20 protein-coding genes are annotated in these 18,396 nt (G+C 70.4%); 16 read left to right on the top strand and 4 right to left on the bottom strand.

Features of this window, described 5'->3' with window-relative positions; translation table 11 throughout:
* Positions 1-17 precede the first annotated feature (17 nt).
* From ACFU8W_RS17400 to ACFU8W_RS17335, 14 genes are all read left to right on the top strand, one after another.
* A complete protein-coding gene (locus ACFU8W_RS17400) occupies positions 18-1,655 on the top strand; it encodes an acyl-CoA dehydrogenase family protein (RefSeq protein ID WP_384037523.1) in 1,638 nt (545 codons plus the stop codon).
* A gap of 291 nt (positions 1,656-1,946) precedes the next feature.
* Positions 1,947-3,188 (top strand): GAF domain-containing protein, encoded by a 1,242-nt coding sequence (locus ACFU8W_RS17395; RefSeq protein ID WP_384037822.1) that lies wholly within the window; start codon positions 1,947-1,949, stop codon positions 3,186-3,188.
* 77 nt (positions 3,189-3,265) lie between these two features.
* Entirely contained in the window at positions 3,266-3,856 is a 591-nt protein-coding gene (locus ACFU8W_RS17390; RefSeq protein WP_384037520.1) for a GNAT family N-acetyltransferase, read from the top strand.
* Between the two features lie 307 nt (positions 3,857-4,163).
* A complete protein-coding gene (locus ACFU8W_RS17385; RefSeq protein WP_309486338.1) occupies positions 4,164-4,247 on the top strand; it encodes a putative leader peptide in 84 nt (27 codons plus the stop codon).
* Positions 4,248-4,362: 115 nt separating this feature from the next.
* Positions 4,363-6,060: a nitrite/sulfite reductase gene (locus tag ACFU8W_RS17380; protein ID WP_345514005.1), complete on the top strand. Its 1,698-nt coding sequence runs from the start codon at positions 4,363-4,365 to the stop codon at positions 6,058-6,060.
* Complete coding sequence (locus ACFU8W_RS17375; RefSeq protein ID WP_345514006.1) at positions 6,057-6,236, top strand: hypothetical protein; 180 nt, start codon at positions 6,057-6,059, stop codon at positions 6,234-6,236. The genes ACFU8W_RS17380 and ACFU8W_RS17375 overlap by 4 nt, the downstream gene beginning before the upstream one ends.
* Positions 6,233-6,949, top strand: coding sequence for a phosphoadenylyl-sulfate reductase (locus ACFU8W_RS17370; protein WP_384037515.1), 717 nt, complete (start codon positions 6,233-6,235; stop codon positions 6,947-6,949). Before ACFU8W_RS17375 ends, ACFU8W_RS17370 begins: the two co-directional genes overlap by 4 nt.
* 23 nt (positions 6,950-6,972) lie before the next feature.
* Positions 6,973-7,518: an adenylyl-sulfate kinase gene (gene cysC / locus ACFU8W_RS17365; RefSeq protein ID WP_030917145.1), complete on the top strand. Its 546-nt coding sequence runs from the start codon at positions 6,973-6,975 to the stop codon at positions 7,516-7,518.
* Complete coding sequence (cysD, locus tag ACFU8W_RS17360) at positions 7,515-8,450, top strand: sulfate adenylyltransferase subunit CysD (RefSeq protein WP_266980093.1); 936 nt, start codon at positions 7,515-7,517, stop codon at positions 8,448-8,450. Before cysC ends, cysD begins: the two co-directional genes overlap by 4 nt.
* A gap of 1 nt (position 8,451) precedes the next feature.
* On the top strand, positions 8,452-9,798 hold the full coding sequence (locus tag ACFU8W_RS17355) for a sulfate adenylyltransferase subunit 1 (RefSeq protein WP_384037512.1): 1,347 nt from the start codon (positions 8,452-8,454) through the stop codon (positions 9,796-9,798).
* Between the two features lie 245 nt (positions 9,799-10,043).
* Positions 10,044-11,159 carry an ABC transporter substrate-binding protein gene (locus tag ACFU8W_RS17350; RefSeq protein WP_384037509.1) on the top strand — a complete coding sequence of 372 codons (1,116 nt, stop codon included), beginning with the start codon at positions 10,044-10,046 and terminating at the stop codon, positions 11,157-11,159.
* A 40-nt stretch (positions 11,160-11,199) separates the two neighbouring features.
* On the top strand, positions 11,200-11,991 hold the full coding sequence (locus tag ACFU8W_RS17345; RefSeq protein ID WP_266980099.1) for an ABC transporter ATP-binding protein: 792 nt from the start codon (positions 11,200-11,202) through the stop codon (positions 11,989-11,991).
* Positions 11,978-12,898: an ABC transporter permease gene (locus ACFU8W_RS17340; RefSeq protein WP_384037505.1), complete on the top strand. Its 921-nt coding sequence runs from the start codon at positions 11,978-11,980 to the stop codon at positions 12,896-12,898. Before ACFU8W_RS17345 ends, ACFU8W_RS17340 begins: the two co-directional genes overlap by 14 nt.
* A gap of 33 nt (positions 12,899-12,931) precedes the next feature.
* The gene (locus ACFU8W_RS17335; protein ID WP_384037503.1) at positions 12,932-13,696 is read left to right on the top strand and encodes a sirohydrochlorin chelatase; all 765 of its coding nucleotides are present in this window, start codon (positions 12,932-12,934) and stop codon (positions 13,694-13,696) included.
* 16 nt (positions 13,697-13,712) lie between these two features.
* Here the strand turns inward: ACFU8W_RS17335 and ACFU8W_RS17330 are convergent, their stop codons facing one another.
* The 3 genes from ACFU8W_RS17330 to ACFU8W_RS17320 all read right to left on the bottom strand — a co-directional run bounded on the left by ACFU8W_RS17330 (position 13,713) and on the right by ACFU8W_RS17320 (position 16,078).
* Positions 13,713-14,345, bottom strand: a complete 633-nt coding sequence (locus ACFU8W_RS17330) for a DsbA family protein (RefSeq protein ID WP_384037500.1) — start codon at positions 14,343-14,345, stop codon at positions 13,713-13,715.
* 68 nt (positions 14,346-14,413) lie between these two features.
* Positions 14,414-14,998 carry a TIGR03086 family metal-binding protein gene (locus ACFU8W_RS17325; RefSeq protein ID WP_384037497.1) on the bottom strand — a complete coding sequence of 195 codons (585 nt, stop codon included), beginning with the start codon at positions 14,996-14,998 and terminating at the stop codon, positions 14,414-14,416.
* Positions 14,999-15,076: 78 nt separating this feature from the next.
* Positions 15,077-16,078 carry a ketopantoate reductase family protein gene (locus tag ACFU8W_RS17320; protein WP_384037494.1) on the bottom strand — a complete coding sequence of 334 codons (1,002 nt, stop codon included), beginning with the start codon at positions 16,076-16,078 and terminating at the stop codon, positions 15,077-15,079.
* 127 nt (positions 16,079-16,205) lie between these two features.
* Here ACFU8W_RS17320 and ACFU8W_RS17315 point away from each other — a divergent pair, with 127 nt between their 5' ends.
* Together ACFU8W_RS17315 and ACFU8W_RS17310 are read left to right on the top strand one after the other, a co-directional pair.
* Positions 16,206-17,075, top strand: a complete 870-nt coding sequence (locus tag ACFU8W_RS17315; RefSeq protein ID WP_384037492.1) for an aldo/keto reductase — start codon at positions 16,206-16,208, stop codon at positions 17,073-17,075.
* A gap of 14 nt (positions 17,076-17,089) precedes the next feature.
* Positions 17,090-17,926, top strand: a complete 837-nt coding sequence (locus ACFU8W_RS17310) for an ABC transporter ATP-binding protein (protein WP_384037491.1) — start codon at positions 17,090-17,092, stop codon at positions 17,924-17,926.
* Positions 17,927-17,952: 26 nt separating this feature from the next.
* Here ACFU8W_RS17310 and ACFU8W_RS17305 read toward each other — a convergent pair whose 3' ends face one another.
* On the bottom strand, positions 17,953-18,336 hold the full coding sequence (locus tag ACFU8W_RS17305; RefSeq protein WP_384037489.1) for a DUF4440 domain-containing protein: 384 nt from the start codon (positions 18,334-18,336) through the stop codon (positions 17,953-17,955).
* Positions 18,337-18,396 lie beyond the last annotated feature (60 nt).

Below are 18,396 nucleotides of genomic sequence, written 5' to 3'. Positions count from 1 at the left end.
ATCTTTACCGTAGCGGCATGGCAGCCACCACCCACACCGTGTCCAATCAGGTCCCGCCGCTGGTCGGCTACGACGTCTTCGCGGCCGACCGCGCGCTCACCGAGGCCGTGGAACGGCATCTCGCGCCCGAGCTGCTCGACGGCGCACGGGACGAGCTCACCGAGCTGGGCCGGTCCGCGGGGTCGGCACAGGCCCAGGAGTGGGGTGCGCTGGCAAACGAGTATCCGCCGAAACTGCGCACCCATGACCGTTACGGGCATCGCATCGACGAAGTGGAGTTCCATCCCACCTATCACCGGCTGCTGGGGCACGCGGTCGGCGCGCGGCTGACCGATGCCTGGGGCCGACCGGGCGGTCATGTGCGTCGCACGGCCGGGTTCCTCGTGTGGACGCAGGCCGAGGCCGGGCACGGCTGCCCGCTGTCGATGACGCACGCGGCGGTGCCCGCGCTGCGGACCGATCCGGTGCTGGCCGCCGAGTGGGAGCCGCGACTGACGTCGTCGGTGTACGAGCGGGAGCTCCGCCCCGCCGCGCAGAAGGCCGGTGTGCTCTTCGGGATGGGCATGACGGAGAAGCAGGGCGGCACCGATGTGCGGTCCAACACGACACGGGCCGAGCCGCTGTCCGCCGACGGCGAGTATCTGCTCACCGGGCACAAGTGGTTCTGTTCGGCGCCGATGTCCGACGGCTTCCTGGTACTGGCGCAGGCACCCGGCGGGCTGACGTGCTTCCTGCTGCCCCGGGTGCTGCCCGACGGCACCCGCAACGTGTTCGCGATCCAGCGCCTCAAGGACAAGCTGGGCAACCGGTCCAACGCGTCGAGTGAGGTCGAGTTCGACGGGACGTGGGCACGCCGGGTCGGCGAGGAGGGACGCGGGGTCCGCACCATCATCGAGATGGTGGCGGCGACCCGGCTGGACTGTGTGACCGGTTCGGCGGCGCTGATGCGGCAGGCGGTGGCGCAGGCGATCCACCACTGCACGTACCGCAGCACCTTCGGCGGGGTGCTGATCGAGAAGCCGCTGATGCGGAACGTACTGGCCGATCTGGCGCTGGAGTCCGAGGCGGCGACGGTGCTGGCACTGCGGCTGGCCGCCGCGTACGACGCCGGTACGGAGGCGGAGGCCGCATTCCTGCGGATCGCGGTGCCCACGGCGAAGTACTGGGTGACGAAGCGGTGCACACCCATGGTGGGCGAGGCGCTGGAATGCCTGGGCGGCAACGGTTACGTCGAGGAGTCCGGGATGCCGCGGCTGCTGCGCGAGGCGCCGCTCAACTCGATCTGGGAGGGCTCCGGGAACGTACAGGCCCTGGACGTCCTGCGGGCGCTGCAGCGTGAACCCCAGGCCCTGAACGCGTTCCTCCAGGAGGTCGGCAGGGCGCGGGGTGCCGATCACCGGCTGGACGGAGCGATCAAGGGCATGCTGACCGAGCTCGCCGATCTGAACGGGATCGAGGCGCGGGCCCGTCGGCTCGTCGAACGGATGGCGCTGGTACTGCAGGGGTCGCTGCTGGTCCGCTGGGCGCCGCCGGAGGTCGCCGACGCGTTCTGTGCGTCGCGGCTGGGCGGGGACTGGGGCGCCGCGTTCGGGACGCTGCCGCACAGTCTGGACCTGGCGTCGATCGTGGAGCGAGCGCGGCCCGTCGCTCACTGATCCGCCCGGAACAGCGACGGAGGGTGATGCTGCGCCGACACGGCACCACCCTCCATGCTGTGCACACCGAACAACAGGGCACAGGCTCCGCCGTGCGGTGATACGCCACTCTCGTACGCACCTGTGGGTCCCCGCCAGAGTTGCAAAGGGTTGCAACCATTGTGTGGAGTGCACAGTATCGGGAACCCCACAACGGCAGGATGGGCCCCGTGGGCCGCCGACACGGCCCTCGTATCTGGGGGGATTTCGACAGTGGAGACACATGCTGCCGAGCTGACGAAACTGGCGGCCATGGACTCGGACCGGGCCACGCGCCTTCTCCACAGGGCCCGGGAGGCGAGGCTGGCGGGCGACCGGATGCCGGTCGCCCCGCGGGCCGAGATCGGTGCCTCGTGGGAGCGGGTGCTGCGCAGTGGCATCGATCCGGAACAGTCCACGGAGAGCGTGCTGCTGGATCCGGACGAGATCGAGCACCGACGCCGGAATTCGGCGCTGGGTGAGGTGATGCCGCTGCTCAGCGAAGGGCTGGTCTCCATCGCCGACGCCGCGCAGCAGATCATGGTCGTCACCGATGTCGAGGGCCGGGTGCTGTGGCGGGAGGGCAATCCGGGGGTGCTGCGCCGGGCCGACGGCATCTGCCTGGAGGAGGGTGCCGCCTGGTCCGAGGCCGTCACGGGCACGAATGCGATCGGTACGGCACTCGCCGGGCGCGCCCCCGTGCAGGTCCACTCGTCCGAACACTTCGTCCGCAGCCTGCACACCTGGACGTGCGCGGCGGCCCCGGTCCGTGACCCGCGCAACGGCCGGATGATGGGCATCGTCGACGTCAGCGGGCCCGCGTCCACCTACCATCCGACGACGCTCGCCCTGGTCGGTTCGGTGGCCCGGCTCGCCGAGAGCGAGATCCGGAACCGGCACCTGATCGCGATCGACCGGCTGCGCTCGGTGGCCGCTCCGCTGCTCGCCCGGCTGGGCGGCCGGGCGATGGCGGTGGACGCGCAGGGCTGGCTGGCGGCGGTCACCGGGATGCCGCCGGTGGCCCGGCTGCCGCTGCCGAAGTCGCTGCGGCCGGGCCGGGTGTGGCTGCCGTCGCTCGGCATGTGCCGGGTGGAGCCACTGCTCGGCGGCTGGCTCGTGCAGGTGGCGGACGGCCCGTCGGACGGTCCGCCGCGCCGGGTGGTCCTCGACCTGAGCCGGCCGCGCGGCCTCGTGGTCAATGTGGTGGGCCCGGTCGGCACCTGGACCCAGCGGCTCTCACCGCGCCATGCCGAGCTGCTGTACGCGCTGGCGCTGCACCGCGAGGGGCGGACGGCGTCCGAGCTGGCGGAGGACATCTTCGACGATGCGACCCGGACCGTGACGGTCCGGGCCGAGATCTCGCGGATGCGGCGCCACTTGGCCGAGGTGCTGGCGCACCGCCCGTACCGTTTCGGCGAGGGCGTCGAGGTGGAGGTGATCCACCCGGAGCATCCGGGCGATCTGCTGCCGCGCTCGACGGCTCCGGTGGTGGTCAGGGCCCGTACGACGGAGTGACCGGGGAACCGGAATGCTCCGGTCGTACCGGGAGGCAGGCTTTGGCCAAAACTGCACGGCATGGTTCCCTGACTGCCATGAGCAACACGGAACCCACAGCTGCCGCCGCCGAGGTGACCATCTGGTCCCTGGAACAGACCTCCCCCGACGACCTGCGGCCCGCCGCAGCCCCCGAGGGCGACATCCGGATCGTACGGTCGGCGGTGCCGCTGCCCGAGTTCAGCCGGTTCCTGTACACGGCGGTCGGGGGTGACATCCAGTGGACCGACCGGCTCTCGATGACGTACGCACAGTGGCAGGAGGCGCTGGACCGGCCCGGCGCGGAGACCTGGGTGGCGTACGAGAACGGGACCCCGGCCGGGTACATCGAACTGGACCCGCAGGACGACGGCGTCGTAGAGATCATGTACTTCGGACTGATCCCGGCGTTCCGCGGCCGCCGGATCGGGGGCCATCTGCTCGCCTACGGGGCCGCGCGCGCCTGGGACCTGGCGGAGCGCTGGCCGGAGCGGACGCCGACGAAGCGGGTGTGGCTGCACACCTGCTCCAAGGACGGCCCGCACGCGATGGACAACTACCTCCGGCGCGGGTTCCGGCTCTTCGACACGAAGGTGGAGCTGGAGCCGGACGTGGCCACGCCGGGGCCGTGGCCGGGGGCGCAGCGGTAGGAGTCGGGCCGGCGCCGTGCGCGCCGCGAGGCCGTCCCGGGACCGCGACCAGGCCGTCCCGGGACCGTGGCCCCCTGTTGCGCCCCGCCGCGCGAGCCGCCGCGCGTTCGCCGGGTGCCTGCGGTCGCCCGGGGGCGGCGATCCGACCGCACCCCTTGCGGACACACCGGGAGCTAGCGGCTCATTCGGATCGGAACGCCTCGGCCCCGGCGTGACCGGCAACACATCATCTCACTTTTCGGGACAGTCTCGTCCACATCATGGATAGTGGTGGACTGCTCCGAGATGCGCGTGACACGCTTCCGTCATGTCTGGAACTGGGATTGCCTTGGTGAGTCGACGCCACGTCGACCTCGGCCGCATGTCCAGCGCCATCTGTCCGGCGAGCTGAGAGTCCCAGCACCCGCCGCGTTCCCCCTTTCTCTGCAACTCCTGCGCACCGCCGCGCCTCAGCGCGAGTGTGCAGTTCAGAGCCGCCCTCCCGCAGTCCCGAAGGACGTACTGTCATGGCCGCCACCCCGGAACAGCCTGCGACCACCACGCCCCGCCGCAAGGCCGGACGCCACCGTGGCGAAGGCCAGTGGGCCGTGGGACACCACACTCCGCTCAACGGCAATGAGCAGTTCAAGAAGGACGACGACGGTCTCAATGTGCGGACACGCATTGAGACGATCTACTCCAAGCGCGGATTCGACTCGATCGACCCCAACGATCTTCGCGGGCGCATGCGCTGGTGGGGTCTCTACACCCAGCGCAAGCCGGGGATCGACGGCGGCAAGACCGCGATCCTGGAGCCCGAGGAGCTCGACGACAAGTACTTCATGCTGCGGGTCCGGATCGACGGCGGCCGGCTGACCACCGCGCAGCTGCGCGTCATCGGCGAGATCTCGCAGGAGTACGCACGCGGCACCGCGGACATCACCGACCGGCAGAACATCCAGCTGCACTGGATCCGCATCGAGGACGTCCCGGCGATCTGGGAGAAGCTGGAGGCCGTCGGGCTCTCCACCACCGAGGCATGCGGCGACTGCCCGCGTGTGATCATCGGTTCGCCGGTGGCGGGGATCGCCGCCGACGAGATCATCGACGGCACTCCCGCGGTCGACGAGATCCACGACCGCTACATCGGCAACAAGGAATTCTCCAACCTGCCGCGCAAGTTCAAGACCGCGATCTCCGGCTCACCGGTGCAGGACGTGGTCCACGAGATCAACGACATCGCTTTCGTCGGCGTGGTCCACCCCGAGCACGGTCCGGGTTTCGACGTCTGGGTCGGTGGCGGGCTCTCCACCAACCCGCGGCTCGCCGAACGGCTGGGTGCCTGGGTGCCGTTGGACGAGGTCCCGGACGTCTGGGCCGGTGTGGTGGGGATCTTCCGTGACTACGGCTACCGGCGGCTGCGTACCCGCGCCCGTCTGAAGTTCCTGATGGCCGACTGGGGCCCGGCGAAGTTCCGCCAGGTACTGGAGGACGAGTACCTCGAGCGCCCGCTGATCGACGGGCCCGCCCCCGAGCAGCCGAGCAGCCGCTGGCGCGACCACGTGGGTGTCCACCAGCAGCAGGACGGACGTTTCTACGTCGGGTTCGCGCCCCGGGTCGGCCGGGTGGACGGCTCCACGCTGGCCAAGATCGCCGACCTGGCGGCCGCACACGGCTCGGACCGGCTGCGCACCACCGTCGAGCAGAAGATGCTCATCCTCGACGTCGAGCAGGACCAGGTGGACTCCCTGGTCACGGGACTCGAGGCGCTCGACTTCCAGGTGAAGCCCTCGCCCTTCCGGCGCGGCACGATGGCCTGCACCGGCATCGAGTTCTGCAAGCTGGCGATCGTCGAGACGAAGGCACGCGGTGCCTCGCTGATCGACGAACTGGAGCGCCGCATGCCGGAGTTCGACGAGCCGCTCACCATCAACATCAACGGCTGCCCCAATGCCTGCGCCCGCATCCAGACCGCGGACATCGGCCTCAAGGGTCAGCTCGTCCTGGACGCCGACGGCAACCAGGTCGAGGGGTACCAGGTGCACCTCGGTGGCGCACTGGGCCTGGAGGCCGGCTTCGGCCGCAAGGTCCGTGGCCTGAAGGTCACTTCCGCCGAGCTGCCCGACTACGTCGAGCGGGTGCTGGGCCGGTTCCAGGCGGAGCGCGAGGACGGCGAGCGGTTCGCGACCTGGGCGGCGCGGGCCAGTGCGGAGTCGCTGTCATGAGCGAGCGCGCCGCACCGTTCTACTGCCCGTACTGCGGCGACGAGGACCTGCGCCCGCACGAGACCGGGCACGGCGCCTGGGAATGTGCTTCCTGCAACCGCGCGTTCCGGCTGGGGTTTCTGGGCCTGCTGACCCGGGGGCTGCAACGCAACGACGTTGGAGGGGACGAGATATGACGGAGACTCTGCAGACCGGACAGCTCGGGGCCGAGGAACTCAGGGAGCTGGCCGAGCGGGCGGGCCGGGAACTCGAGGACGCCTCCGCGCCGGAGATCCTGCAGTGGGCGGCCGACACCTTCGGCAAGCGGTTCTGTGTCACCTCCTCGATGGAGGACGCGGTCGTGGCGCACCTCGCGTCCCGCGCCTTCCCGGGCGTCGACGTGGTCTTCCTCGACACCGGTTACCACTTCGAGGAGACGATCGGCACGCGTGACGCCGTCGAGGCCGTGATGGACGTCAACGTCATCACGCTGACCCCGCGGCAGACGGTGGCCGAGCAGGACGCCGAGTACGGGCCGAAGCTGCACGACCGGGACCCCGATCTGTGCTGCAAGCTGCGCAAGGTCAAGCCCCTCGAGGAGGGCCTGACGTCGTACACGGCCTGGGCGACCGGGCTGCGCCGCGACGAGTCCCCGACCCGGGCGAACACTCCGGTCGTCGGCTGGGACGAGAAGCGGCAGAAGGTCAAGATCTCGCCGATCGCCCGCTGGACGCAGGACGACGTCGACGCGTACGTGGCGGAACACGGCGTTCTCACCAACCCGCTGCTGATGGACGGATACGCCTCCGTGGGCTGTAAGCCCTGCACCCGCCGGGTGCTGGAGGGCGAGGACGCACGCGCCGGACGCTGGGCCGGCCGGGGCAAGACCGAGTGCGGGCTGCACGACTGATGACGACTGATCAGGAGATACCGATGAGCGTGACGGAGACGGGTGCCACCATCTGGCTGACCGGTCTGCCGAGCGCGGGCAAGACCACCATCGCGTACGAACTCGCCGGGCGGCTGCGCGGCGAGGGCCACCGGGTGGAGGTGCTCGACGGCGACGAGATCCGGGAGTTCCTCTCCGCGGGTCTCGGCTTCTCCCGCGAGGACCGCCACACCAACGTCCAGCGGATCGGCTTCGTCGCCGAACTGCTGGCGGCCAACGGCGTGAAGGTGCTGGTCCCCGTCATCGCCCCGTACGCGGACAGCCGGGACGCGGTACGCAAGCGTCACCAGGCCGAGGGCACCGCGTACCTGGAGGTGCATGTCGCGACTCCGGTCGAGGTGTGCTCCGTACGCGATGTGAAGGGCCTCTACGCCAAGCAGGCGGCGGGCGAGATCAGCGGACTCACCGGGGTCGACGACCCGTACGAGGCGCCCGAATCGCCGGACCTGCGGATCGAGTCGCACCAGCAGACCGTGCAGGAGTCCGCGGCGGAGCTGTACGCGCTGCTGAGCGAGAGGGGTGCAGCGTGACGACCGTCGCGACTGTCTCGGAAGGTACCGACAATCCGTATGCACTCAGCCACCTGGACTCCCTGGAGTCCGAGGCGGTGCACATCTTCCGTGAGGTGGCGGGGGAGTTCGAGCGGCCGGTGATCCTGTTCTCCGGCGGCAAGGACTCGATCCTGATGCTGCACCTGGCGCTCAAGGCGTTCGCGCCGGCACCGGTGCCGTTCACGCTGCTGCACGTCGACACCGGGCACAACTTCCCCGAGGTCCTCGACTACCGCGACCGCACGGTCGCCGAGCACGGGCTGCGGCTGCATGTCGCCTCCGTGCAGGAGTACATCGACGCCGGGAAGCTCCGCGAGCGCCCGGACGGCACCCGCAACCCGCTGCAGACCGTGCCGCTGACCGAGGCGATCCAGGAGCACCGCTTCGACGCCGTGTTCGGCGGCGGCCGCCGCGACGAGGAGAAGGCACGCGCCAAGGAGCGGGTCTTCTCGCTGCGCGACGAGTTCTCCCAGTGGGACCCGCGCCGCCAGCGCCCCGAGCTGTGGCAGCTGTACAACGGCCGCCACGCCCCCGGCGAGCACGTCCGGGTCTTCCCGATCTCCAACTGGACCGAGCTCGACGTCTGGCAGTACATCGAGCGTGAGGGCATCGAGCTTCCGGAGATCTACTTCGCCCACGAGCGGGAGGTCTTCAACCGCTCCGGGATGTGGCTGACCGCCGGTGACTGGGGCGGCCCCAAGGAGGGCGAGCGGGTCGAGACCCGGCAGGTGCGCTACCGCACCGTCGGCGACATGTCCTGCACCGGCGCGGTCGACTCGGACGCCACGACGCTCGCAGCCGTGATCACCGAGATCGCCGCCTCCCGGCTCACCGAGCGGGGCGCGACGCGCGCCGACGACAAGATGTCCGAGGCCGCGATGGAAGACCGTAAGCGCGAGGGGTACTTCTAAGATGACCGCACTCACCCAGCACGCAGAGCAGTTGTCGACCACGACCCTGCTGCGGTTCGCCACCGCGGGGTCCGTCGACGACGGCAAGTCCACCCTCGTCGGACGCCTTCTGCACGACTCCAAGTCGGTCCTCACCGACCAGCTGGAGGCCGTCGAGCACGCCTCGCGCAGCCGGGGCCAGGAGGCGCCGGACCTGGCGCTGCTGACCGACGGGCTGCGGGCCGAGCGCGAGCAGGGCATCACCATCGATGTCGCCTACCGCTACTTCGCCACGCCGCGCCGCCGGTTCATCCTGGCCGACACCCCGGGGCATGTGCAGTACACCCGGAACATGGTGACGGGGGCCTCGACGGCCGAGCTGGCCGTCGTCCTGGTGGACGCCCGCAACGGTGTCGTCGAGCAGACCCGCCGGCACGCCGCCGTCGCCGCGCTGCTGCGGGTGCCGCACGTGGTCCTGGCCGTCAACAAGATGGACCTGGTCGACTACGCGGAGCCCGTATTCGCCGCCATCGCGGAGGAGTTCACCGCGTACGCCGCCTCGCTCGGCGTCCCGGAGATCACCGCGATCCCGATCTCCGCGCTCGCGGGAGACAACGTCGTGGAGCCGTCCGCGCACATGGACTGGTACGGCGGCCCGACGGTCCTCGAACATCTGGAGACGGTACCGGTCAGCCACGACCTCACCGGCTGCCACGCACGCTTCCCCGTCCAGTACGTGATCCGGCCGCAGACCGCCGAGCACCCCGACTACCGGGGCTACGCGGGCCAGATCGCCGCCGGCGCGTTCCGCGTGGGCGAGGCCGTCACGGTCCTGCCCTCGGGCCGCACGTCGAAGATCGCCGGGATCGACGCGCTCGGCGAGAGCGTGGACATCGCCTGGGCGCCCCAGTCGGTGACCATCCGGCTCGCCGACGACATCGACGTCTCGCGCGGTGACCTCATCGCACCGTCCGACGACGCGCCGGCGGTCACCCAGGACGTCGAGGCGACCGTCTGCCACGTCGCGGACCAGCCACTCGTGGTCGGCCAGCGGGTGCTGCTCAAGCACACCACCCGCACGGTCAAGGCGATCGTCAAGGACATCCCGTCGCGGCTGACGCTGGACGACCTCTCGCAGCACCCGGCGCCCGGCCGGCTCGTCGCCAACGACATCGGCCGGGTCGTCGTCCGTACCGCGGAGCCGCTCGCGCTGGACGCGTACGCGGACTCCCGGCGCACCGGCTCGTTCCTGCTGATCGACCCGGCGGACGGCACCACGCTGACGGCCGGCATGGCAGGCGCCTCGTTCGCCGCCGAGGCCGAGACCGAGGCCGACGCCGCCGACGACGACGCCGAATGGGACTTCTGATGGTTGTCGACATCTACGCGACGTTCGCGAAGGAGGGCGGCCGCATCGGCAGCGGCGCCCTCGGCAGCGGCCAGGGCGGGGTTGCGCGATGTGCGTGATGACGTACGCGCACTGCCTGCGCGCCCGCTTGCACCAGCCGCACCGCCTGCACCGCCAGTTCAGACGAAGACATGCCGACTTCCCGGCCGCGTCCCCGTAACCGATCGAGGGACGTGAGCACCGGGCCAACGAGAGGAAAACCTCCCGTGCCTGCCACCCGTACCACCCTGCGCCGCAGCCTCGCCGCTGCCGCCGCCCTGCCGGTGCTCGCCGTTGCGCTCACCGCCTGCGGCTACGGCGCCGCGGCGAAGGACGACGACGCCAAGAAGGCGAACGTCTCCGCCGACGGCAAGAAGCTCTCCGCGGACACCGTGAAGATCGGCTACTTCCCGAACCTCACGCACGCCACCGCCCTGGTCGGCATCCAGGAAGGCATCATCGCCAAGGAGCTCGGGGGCACGACGGTCAAGCCGTCGACGTTCAACGCGGGCCCGTCCGAGATCGAGGCGCTCAACGCCGGTTCGATCGACATCGGCTTCATCGGCCCCTCCCCTTCCATCAACGGCTTCACCAAGTCCAAGGGCAAGAGCCTGCGGATCATCGGCGGTGCGGCGTCCGGCGGTGTGAAGCTGGTCGTCAACCCGAAGAAGATCAAGAGCCTGGACGACCTCAAGGGCAAGAAGATCGCCACCCCGCAGCTCGGCAACACCCAGGACGTGGCGTTCCTCAACTGGATCTCCGAGAAGGGCTGGAAGGTCGACGCCCAGAGCGGCAAGGGCGACGTCTCCGTGGTCCGCACGGACAACAAGGTGACCCCGGACGCCTACAAGTCCGGTTCCGTCGACGGCGCCTGGGTTCCTGAGCCGACCGCATCCAAGCTGGTCGCGCAGGGCGCGAAGGTGCTCCTCGACGAGTCGACACTCTGGCCGGACAAGAAGTTCGTGATCACGAACATCATCGTGTCGCAGAAGTTCCTCACGGAGCACCCGGACGTCGTCGAGGCGGTACTGCGCGGTTCGGTCAACACCAACGCGTGGATCAACGCCAACCCGGACGAGGCGAAGACGTCCGCCAACACGGCGCTCAAGGAGTTGTCCGGCAAGGAGCTGCCGGCCGAGGTCCTCGACCCGGCGTGGAAGTCGATCCAGTTCACCGATGACCCGCTGGCCGCCACGCTCGACACGGAGGCCAAGCACGCGGTGAAGGCGGGCCTGCTGGAGCAGACGGACCTGACGGGCATCTACGACCTGAAGCCGCTGAACAAGATCCTCAAGGCCGCGGGCAAGCCCGAGGTCGCCGACGCCGGTCTCGGCGTCAAGTAAACCACCCGACCGTTCCAGGATCTCCCAGGAGGTGACGACCATGGCGACGACCACGCTCACCAAGGCCGAGGACCGTACGGCGGTCGGGCACGCCGCCCGTATCGACCACGTCTCGAAGTCCTTCGGCGGACCGGAGGGACAGCAACTCGTCCTGGACGACATCACGCTCGATGTCGCCCCCGGCGAGTTCGTCACCCTCCTGGGAGCTTCCGGCTGCGGTAAATCAACACTGCTCAACCTGGTGGCCGGACTCGACCGCCCGACCGCGGGGTCCATCGAGACCCCCGGCGGGCGGCCGGCCCTGATGTTCCAGGAGCACGCCCTCTTCCCGTGGCTGACCGCGGGCAAGAACATCGAACTCGCGCTGCGGCTGCGCGGCGTACCCAAGTCCGACCGCCGTCAGGAGGCGGAGCGGCTGCTCGAACTCGTGCGGCTCGGCGGGGCGTACGGGAAGCGGGTGCACGAACTCTCGGGCGGCATGCGGCAGCGGGTGGCGATGGCCCGCGCGCTCGCCCAGGACAGTCAACTGCTGCTGATGGACGAGCCGTTCGCCGCTCTCGACGCCATCACCCGGGATGTACTGCACGACGAGCTGACCCGGATCTGGCGCGAGACGAACGTCTCGGTCCTCTTCGTCACGCACAACGTGCGGGAGGCGGTCCGGCTCGCCCAGCGGGTCGTCCTGCTGTCGTCGCGGCCGGGCCGGATCGCCCGGGAGTGGACGGTCGACATCGACCAGCCGCGCCGCATCGAGGACACCGCGGTGGCTGAGCTGTCCGTCGAGATCACCGAACAACTGCGTGGGGAGATCCGCCGACATGGCCAGCACTGACACCACCGCCGAGGGCAGCACCGCCTCGTCCGGCTCCGTCAAGGACGCCGCCCAGGACCTGGCCGGGCTGGAGGCGGGGCTCGACGCGCTCGACGCGGTGCGGGTGAGCCGGACCCCGGTGCGCCAGGTGCTGGTGCGGAAGGTCCTGCCACCGGTCGTGGCCGTCGCGCTGGTGCTCGTCGTCTGGCAGATCCTCATCTGGGCAAAGGTCACCGACGACTACAAGCTGCCGTCGCCGTCGCAGGTCTGGGACGAGGTGACCAACGCGTGGGCGCAGGGCACCTTGCTCGGCTACATCTGGACGAGTGTCTCGCGCGGCCTGCTCGGGTTTCTGCTGGCGCTCGCCATCGGTACCCCGCTCGGGCTGCTGGTGGCGCGCGTGAAGGTGGTGCGCGCGGCAATCGGCCCGGTGCTGTCCGGTCTCCAGTCGCTGCCGTCGGTGGCGTGGGTGCCGCCCGCGGTGATCTGGCTGGGGCTCGACGACAGGATGATGTACGCGGTGATCCTGCTGGGCGCCGTCCCGTCGATAGCCAACGGTCTCGTCGCCGGTGTCGACCAGATCCCACCGCTGCACCTGCGGGCCGGGCAGACGCTGGGCGCCACCGGGCTGCGCGGCACCTGGCACATCGTGCTGCCCGCCTCGCTGCCCGGCTATCTGGCGGGTCTGAAGCAAGGCTGGGCGTTCTCCTGGCGCTCGCTGATGGCTGCCGAGATCATCGCCTCGTCACCCGATCTGGGCGTGGGTCTGGGGCAGTTGCTGGAGCAGGGCCGCGAGACCAGCAGCATGTCGATGGTGTTCCTCGCCATCTTCCTGATCCTGATCGTCGGCATCGCCATCGACCTGCTGATCTTCAGCCCGCTGGAGCGGTGGGTGCTGCGCAGCCGCGGTCTCCTCGTCAGTCGCTGATCCACGAAACCGAACCAGGAACCGAGTACCGTCATGGCTTCCCCCGTTCTTCTCGTCATCGCCCACGGCAGCCGCGATCCGCGGCACGCGGCGACCGTGCACGCGCTCACCGCGCGGGTCCGGGCGATGCGCCCCGGACTGTGCGTGGAGACCGGCTTCCTGGAATTCAACGCCCCGTCCGTGCCGCGGGTGCTGGAGCGGCTGGCCGCGGAGGGCGCCGGCGAGGTGGTGGCCCTTCCGCTGCTGCTGACCCGGGCCTTCCACGCCAAGACCGACATCCCCGCCGTGCTGCACGAGGCACAGACCCGGCTGCCGCGGCTGCGGATCCGGCAGGCGGAGGTGCTCGGCCCTTCGCCGCTGTTGAACTCCGCCCTGGAACGGCGGCTGTACGAAGCCGGGGTCTCCCCCGGCGACCGAAGCTCGACCGGGCTCGTCCTGGCCTCGGCGGGCTCCACGGACCCGGAGGCGATCGCAGTGATCGCTGAAATCGCGCGGGAGCTGCGGCACACCGGTTGGTGCGCCGTGCGGCCTGCGTTCGCCTCCGCTGCATCTCCCGCAGGGTTCCCCCGCACCGAGGACACGGTACGGGCGCTGCGGGCCTCCGGCGTCGACCGTGTCGCCGTGGCCCCGTACGTCATCGCGCCCGGCCGCCTCCCCGACCGTATCGCCGCGGGCGCCCGGGAGGCGGGGGCGGACGTACTGGCCGACGTGCTCGGTCCTTCGCGGGAGTTGGCGCGGATGCTGCTGCGCCGCTACGACGAGGCGTGTGTGCCGCGCGTGGCGGCGCTCACGGCCTGACAGCGGTGCGGGTGGGTCAGCCGACGTCGAGGCTGCCGGTGCGGGTGCGCTTGAGCTCGAAGAAGTCCGGGTATCCGGCCAGTACCCGGAAGCTGTCGAAGAGCCTGCCCGCCTCCTCGCCGCGCGGTGCTGCGCGCAGCACCGGGCCGAACCACACCGTGCCGTCGACATGGATCGTCGGCGTGCCGACATAGCCGTCCGCCTCAGGGTCCTTGCCCGCGTCATGGCTGCGCCGCAGTGCTTCGTCGTAGGTCTCCGCGTGCGCGGCAGCGGCGAGCTCGGCGGGCAGGCCGAGCTCGGCGAGGGATTCGACGATCACCTCGTCGAAGTCCTCGTTCTTCTGCTGGTGGATGCGGGTGCCGAAGGCGGTGTAGAGGTCCCGGAGCACGCCGTCGCCGTGCTCGGCCGCCGCGGCGACCGCGACCCGTACCGGACCGATCGACTTGTCGACCAGTTCCCGGTACCAGTCGGGCAGTTCATTGCCGGTGTTGTGCAGATGGAGGCTCATGACGTGGAAGCGGAGCTCGATGTCGCGCTGCTGCTCCACCTCCAGCATCCAGCGGGAGGTGATCCAGGCGAACGGACAGGCGGGGTCGAAGTAGAAGTCGACGACGGCCCGGTCGGTAGCGTGATTCCGATGAGTGGTCATGGCCCGAGCGTAGCCAGCCATTGGCGTACGACCACGGGCCAATCATCACCCCTTCCAGTGGGCCACTTTCAGGCCGCGGTCCACTGCGGATCGCGTCCGCTGCGGGCCAGTGCGCGCGCGAGGGCGGGCGCCGATCCGGGCACGTCGACCTCGTCGGCGAAGCCGCCGTACTGCCGGTAGAGCTCGGCGGACCCGTCGATGGCGCAGAGGATGTACGCGGCAGCCCCGTCGGAGAGCTCGAGTTCCTGACCGGTCGCGCGGGCCACGTCCCAACTGTGCAGAGCCGTCTCCTCGATGAGCATCGCGGCGATCTCGGCCGCGGGGGAGGACGCATGGCCCAGGTCGATCTCGCCCTCCCAGACGGCCGGGTCCGACCAGGCGGCGACGGCCCGGTCCAGTTGTGCCGCGTACTGCTCGGCCCAGTCGGCGTCGGCGGTGAAGTCACGGGCGATGAGCTCGTCGGGGAGGGGCGTGCGCCGGGCGCGGTGCTCCAGGCCGTGCGAGGTGTAGAGCACCCAGTGGTTGATCAGTTCCCGCAGATCCCAGTCACCGCAGGGAGTGGTGGCCGCGGTCAGCTGTTCGGCACTGATGCCACGGGCGATACGGGCCGCCTCGGCGGCGCATTCGGTCATATGGGCGTGCTCGGTCTTCATGCACCGGACGGTACGGCCGGCCGCTGTCGCCCGTATTGAAGAAATGCGACAGCGGCCCGCGCCGTCCGTCCGGCTCGCTCAGGACGTGGCGTCGACCAGTGCGGTGAGTTCGGCCACGGACATCGATCCGGGCTCCCGCCGCTCACGTGCGAACGTGTTCGCCGTGCGCTGCAGTACGTCGTTGACCGGTGTGGGGACCCCGTGCAAACGCCCGAGCAGCGCGATCTCGCCATTGAGGTAGTCCGCCTCGATCGTGCCCGTACCGCGGCTGAGGCTCTGCCAGGACGAACCGCCGTCGCGCGGCGAGCCGTCGAACGGTTCGAAGCGGATCCGGCCGCCCCGCGCCTTCGCCTGTTCCTCCTGGCCGACCGCGTCGATACCGGCGGCCGCCAGGACCGCCTTCCCCTCCGCGAGGGCCCGCTTGAACAGGGCGACGGCGTCGTCCCCGGTGAGCAGTCCGGTGACCGCCTCGATCGCGTTGGCGAGATTGGACAGGAGCTTGCCGTACTTCCAGCGCATCACGTCCGGCACGACCGGGGCGAGCAGCGTCGACTTCTCCAGATCGGCGGCGATCCGCTCGGCCGTCCCGTCGGTGCCGGCGGGGTAGCGCCCGAGGTGCAGGATGCCGGTCAGCGGGGTTCCGGCCGCGGACACCTCACCGGGCCGGACGAAGGTGGCCGGCAGCCAGACGCACATCCCGTACACGTGCTGGAAGCGTCGCAGCGCGAGGCGTTCGCTCTCCACGCCGTTCTGTGCGCAGACCAGGGGCAGTTGCTCACCTGCGGTACCGCCGCCCGCCACCGGCCGGGCGCTCCAGGCGTCGAGCGCGGCGGTGCTGTCCTGCGTCTTCACGGCGAGTACGAGGACGTCGTCGAGGGTCAGGTCGACAGCTTCGGGCCGGTCGACGACGGGGAGGCGGTGGGTGCGGGGGCCGTCCGGCGTGGTGAGCCGGAGGCCGCCCTCGCGCAATGCCTCGTACTGCACGCCGCGCGCCACGAGGACGACGTCGTGGCCGGCCTCGGCCAGACGTCCCCCGATGGCTCCTCCGACGGCACCCGCTCCCACGATGATGTAGCGCATTCCTGCTCCCGTTCGGTGCGGCCGTACGTCACATGGTGGCGTTCAGATCCTATGCCGGGGCCCGGGAGCTCGTTCCGCTCAGTACCTCGGGACGGGCATCGCGCGACAGCGTACTAATCTCACCGTTGTGTCCGATGCTTCGCGTGCTTTTGATGATTCGTTCCGGCTCGGGGGCGAGCTGCCTGTGCGGCGGCTCGGTTTCGGCACGGCCCAGCTGACAGGTCCGGGTTACTGGGGGCCTCGCGGCACCCGGCAGGATGCCGTCGCGGTGCTGCGGCAGGCGGTGGAGCGCGGCGTGACCCTGATCGACACCGCCGACAACTACGGCCCGGAGCTGGCCGAGGAACTCGTCGCCGAAGCACTCCACCCGTACCACGACGGTCCGGTGATCGCCACCAAGGGCGGCGTGGTGCGGACCAGCGACAGCGCCTGGCACATCGCGGGGCGCCCCGAACAGCTGCGGGCGATGTGCGAGGCCAGTCTGCGGCGGCTCCGGACCGAACGGATCGACCTCTATCAGCTGCACCGGCTGGATCCGGACGTGCCCCTCGCCGAGCAGCTCGGGGCTCTGGACGCGCTGAGGCAGGAGGGTAAGATCCGTTTCATCGGCCTGGACACCATCACCGCCGGCCAACTGCAGGAGGCCCTCTCCCTGACCGGGATCGCCTCGGTGCAGAACCGCTTCAATCTTCTCGACCGTTCGTCGGACGCGGTGCTGAGACTCTGCGAGACCCACGGCCTCGCCTTTCTGCCCTGGTTCCCGCTGGCGAACGGCGCCCTGACCGGTGAGTCCGCCGCGGCGCTCTCCGGTATCGCCGAACGGCATGGTGCCACCCGCGGGCAGATCGCCCTCGCCTGGCTGCTGCACCGCTCGCCCGTACTGTGCCCGACGCCGGGCACGGGTTCGCCCGTCCATCTGGCGGAGAACCTCGAGGCTGCGGCGATCCGGCTGTCCACCGAGGACATGAGCCGCCTGGAGGCGCTCGCCCCCGCATGAAGGAGTACCCGCCGGTGACCATCACCTCCGCTTCCGTCCCTGCCTCTCCCGCCGCGCCGGTGCCGGTGATCCGGGCCCATGACGTGCGGCTCGTCCGGGACGGCGACGTTCTGCTCGACTCGGTCTCGCTGACCGTGCGCAGCGGTGAGCACTGGGCCCTGCTCGGCGCCAACGGCGCCGGGAAAAGCACGCTGCTCGGGCTGCTCGGTGCGGTCACCCATCCCACCGACGGGTCGGTGGAGATCCTGGGACGGACGATCGGACGGGTCGACCTGCGGGAACTGCGGACCCTGCTGGGGCACGTCAACCCCCGCCATCCGCTGCGCTCACCGCTGTCGGTGCGCGAGGTGGTGCTGACCGGTCTGACGAACTCGGTCGAGCCGGTGCCGCGTTGGTCCGCGAGCGACGAACAGGAGGCGCAGGCGGACCGGTTGCTGAAGATGCTGGGCATGGAGGCGAAGACCGGTTCGCGCTGGCCGTCGCTCTCGCAGGGCGAGCGGGGCCGTACGCTCATCGCCCGCGCGCTGATGCCGCAACCCCGGCTGCTGCTCCTCGACGAGCCGGCCACCGGGTTGGATCTCGCCGCCCGCGAACAGCTGCTGGACGCCCTGGACGCCTTGCGCGAGGAACATCCGGAGCTGGCGACGGTCCTGGTCACGCACCATCTGGAGGAGCTGCCCGCCTCCACCACACATGCGATGCTGCTGCGGGCGGGACGCTCCGTGGCCTCGGGTCCGGCCGACGAGGTGCTCACCACGGGCCGGGTCAGCGACTGCTTCGGACATCCGGTGCGGATCGCCCGCACGGACGGCAGGTGGACGGCGCGTGCGCAGCGTGTCCCCCGTGGCTGAGGACGGTCACGCGCCTTTGTGCACCGTCACTCGCCATCGGAGGGCCCGACGGCGAAGAGGGTCGCCTGATGGAAGTAGAGCAGCCAGCTCCGGCCGGTCAGCCGCCACAGCGAACTGCGGTGCGCCCGGAGCCCCTTGGACTCGGTCTCGAAGGTCAGATGGACGAGTCCCTCGGCCAGCTCGACCCCGTGCATCCGGGACGCGGTGAGCGGTCCGGGCCGTGGTGCGTCGTCGGCGATCAGCAGGGCGATGATCGTGTCACGGTTCCAGCAGCGGCCGGTGGCGTCGATCTCGCGGTACTCCGGGTGCAGTACCTGGGCGAGGAGTTCGGTGGAGGCGCGGACCAGCGGGTCGAGGAGGCTGAGCTCGCCCTCGATGGCCGCGGCGACACCGGGCGACGGCTCAGGCACGTCTCATCTCCCCGAGTTCGGTGACGGTGTTCCGGTCATGGGCACACCCTAGGGCGGTCT

It is taken from the genome of Streptomyces sp. NPDC057565 (assembly GCF_042801455.1).
Taxonomy (GTDB): Bacteria; Actinomycetota; Actinomycetes; order Streptomycetales; family Streptomycetaceae; genus Streptomyces; species Streptomyces yanii.
This window is presented reverse-complemented; position numbering and strand designations above follow the sequence as displayed.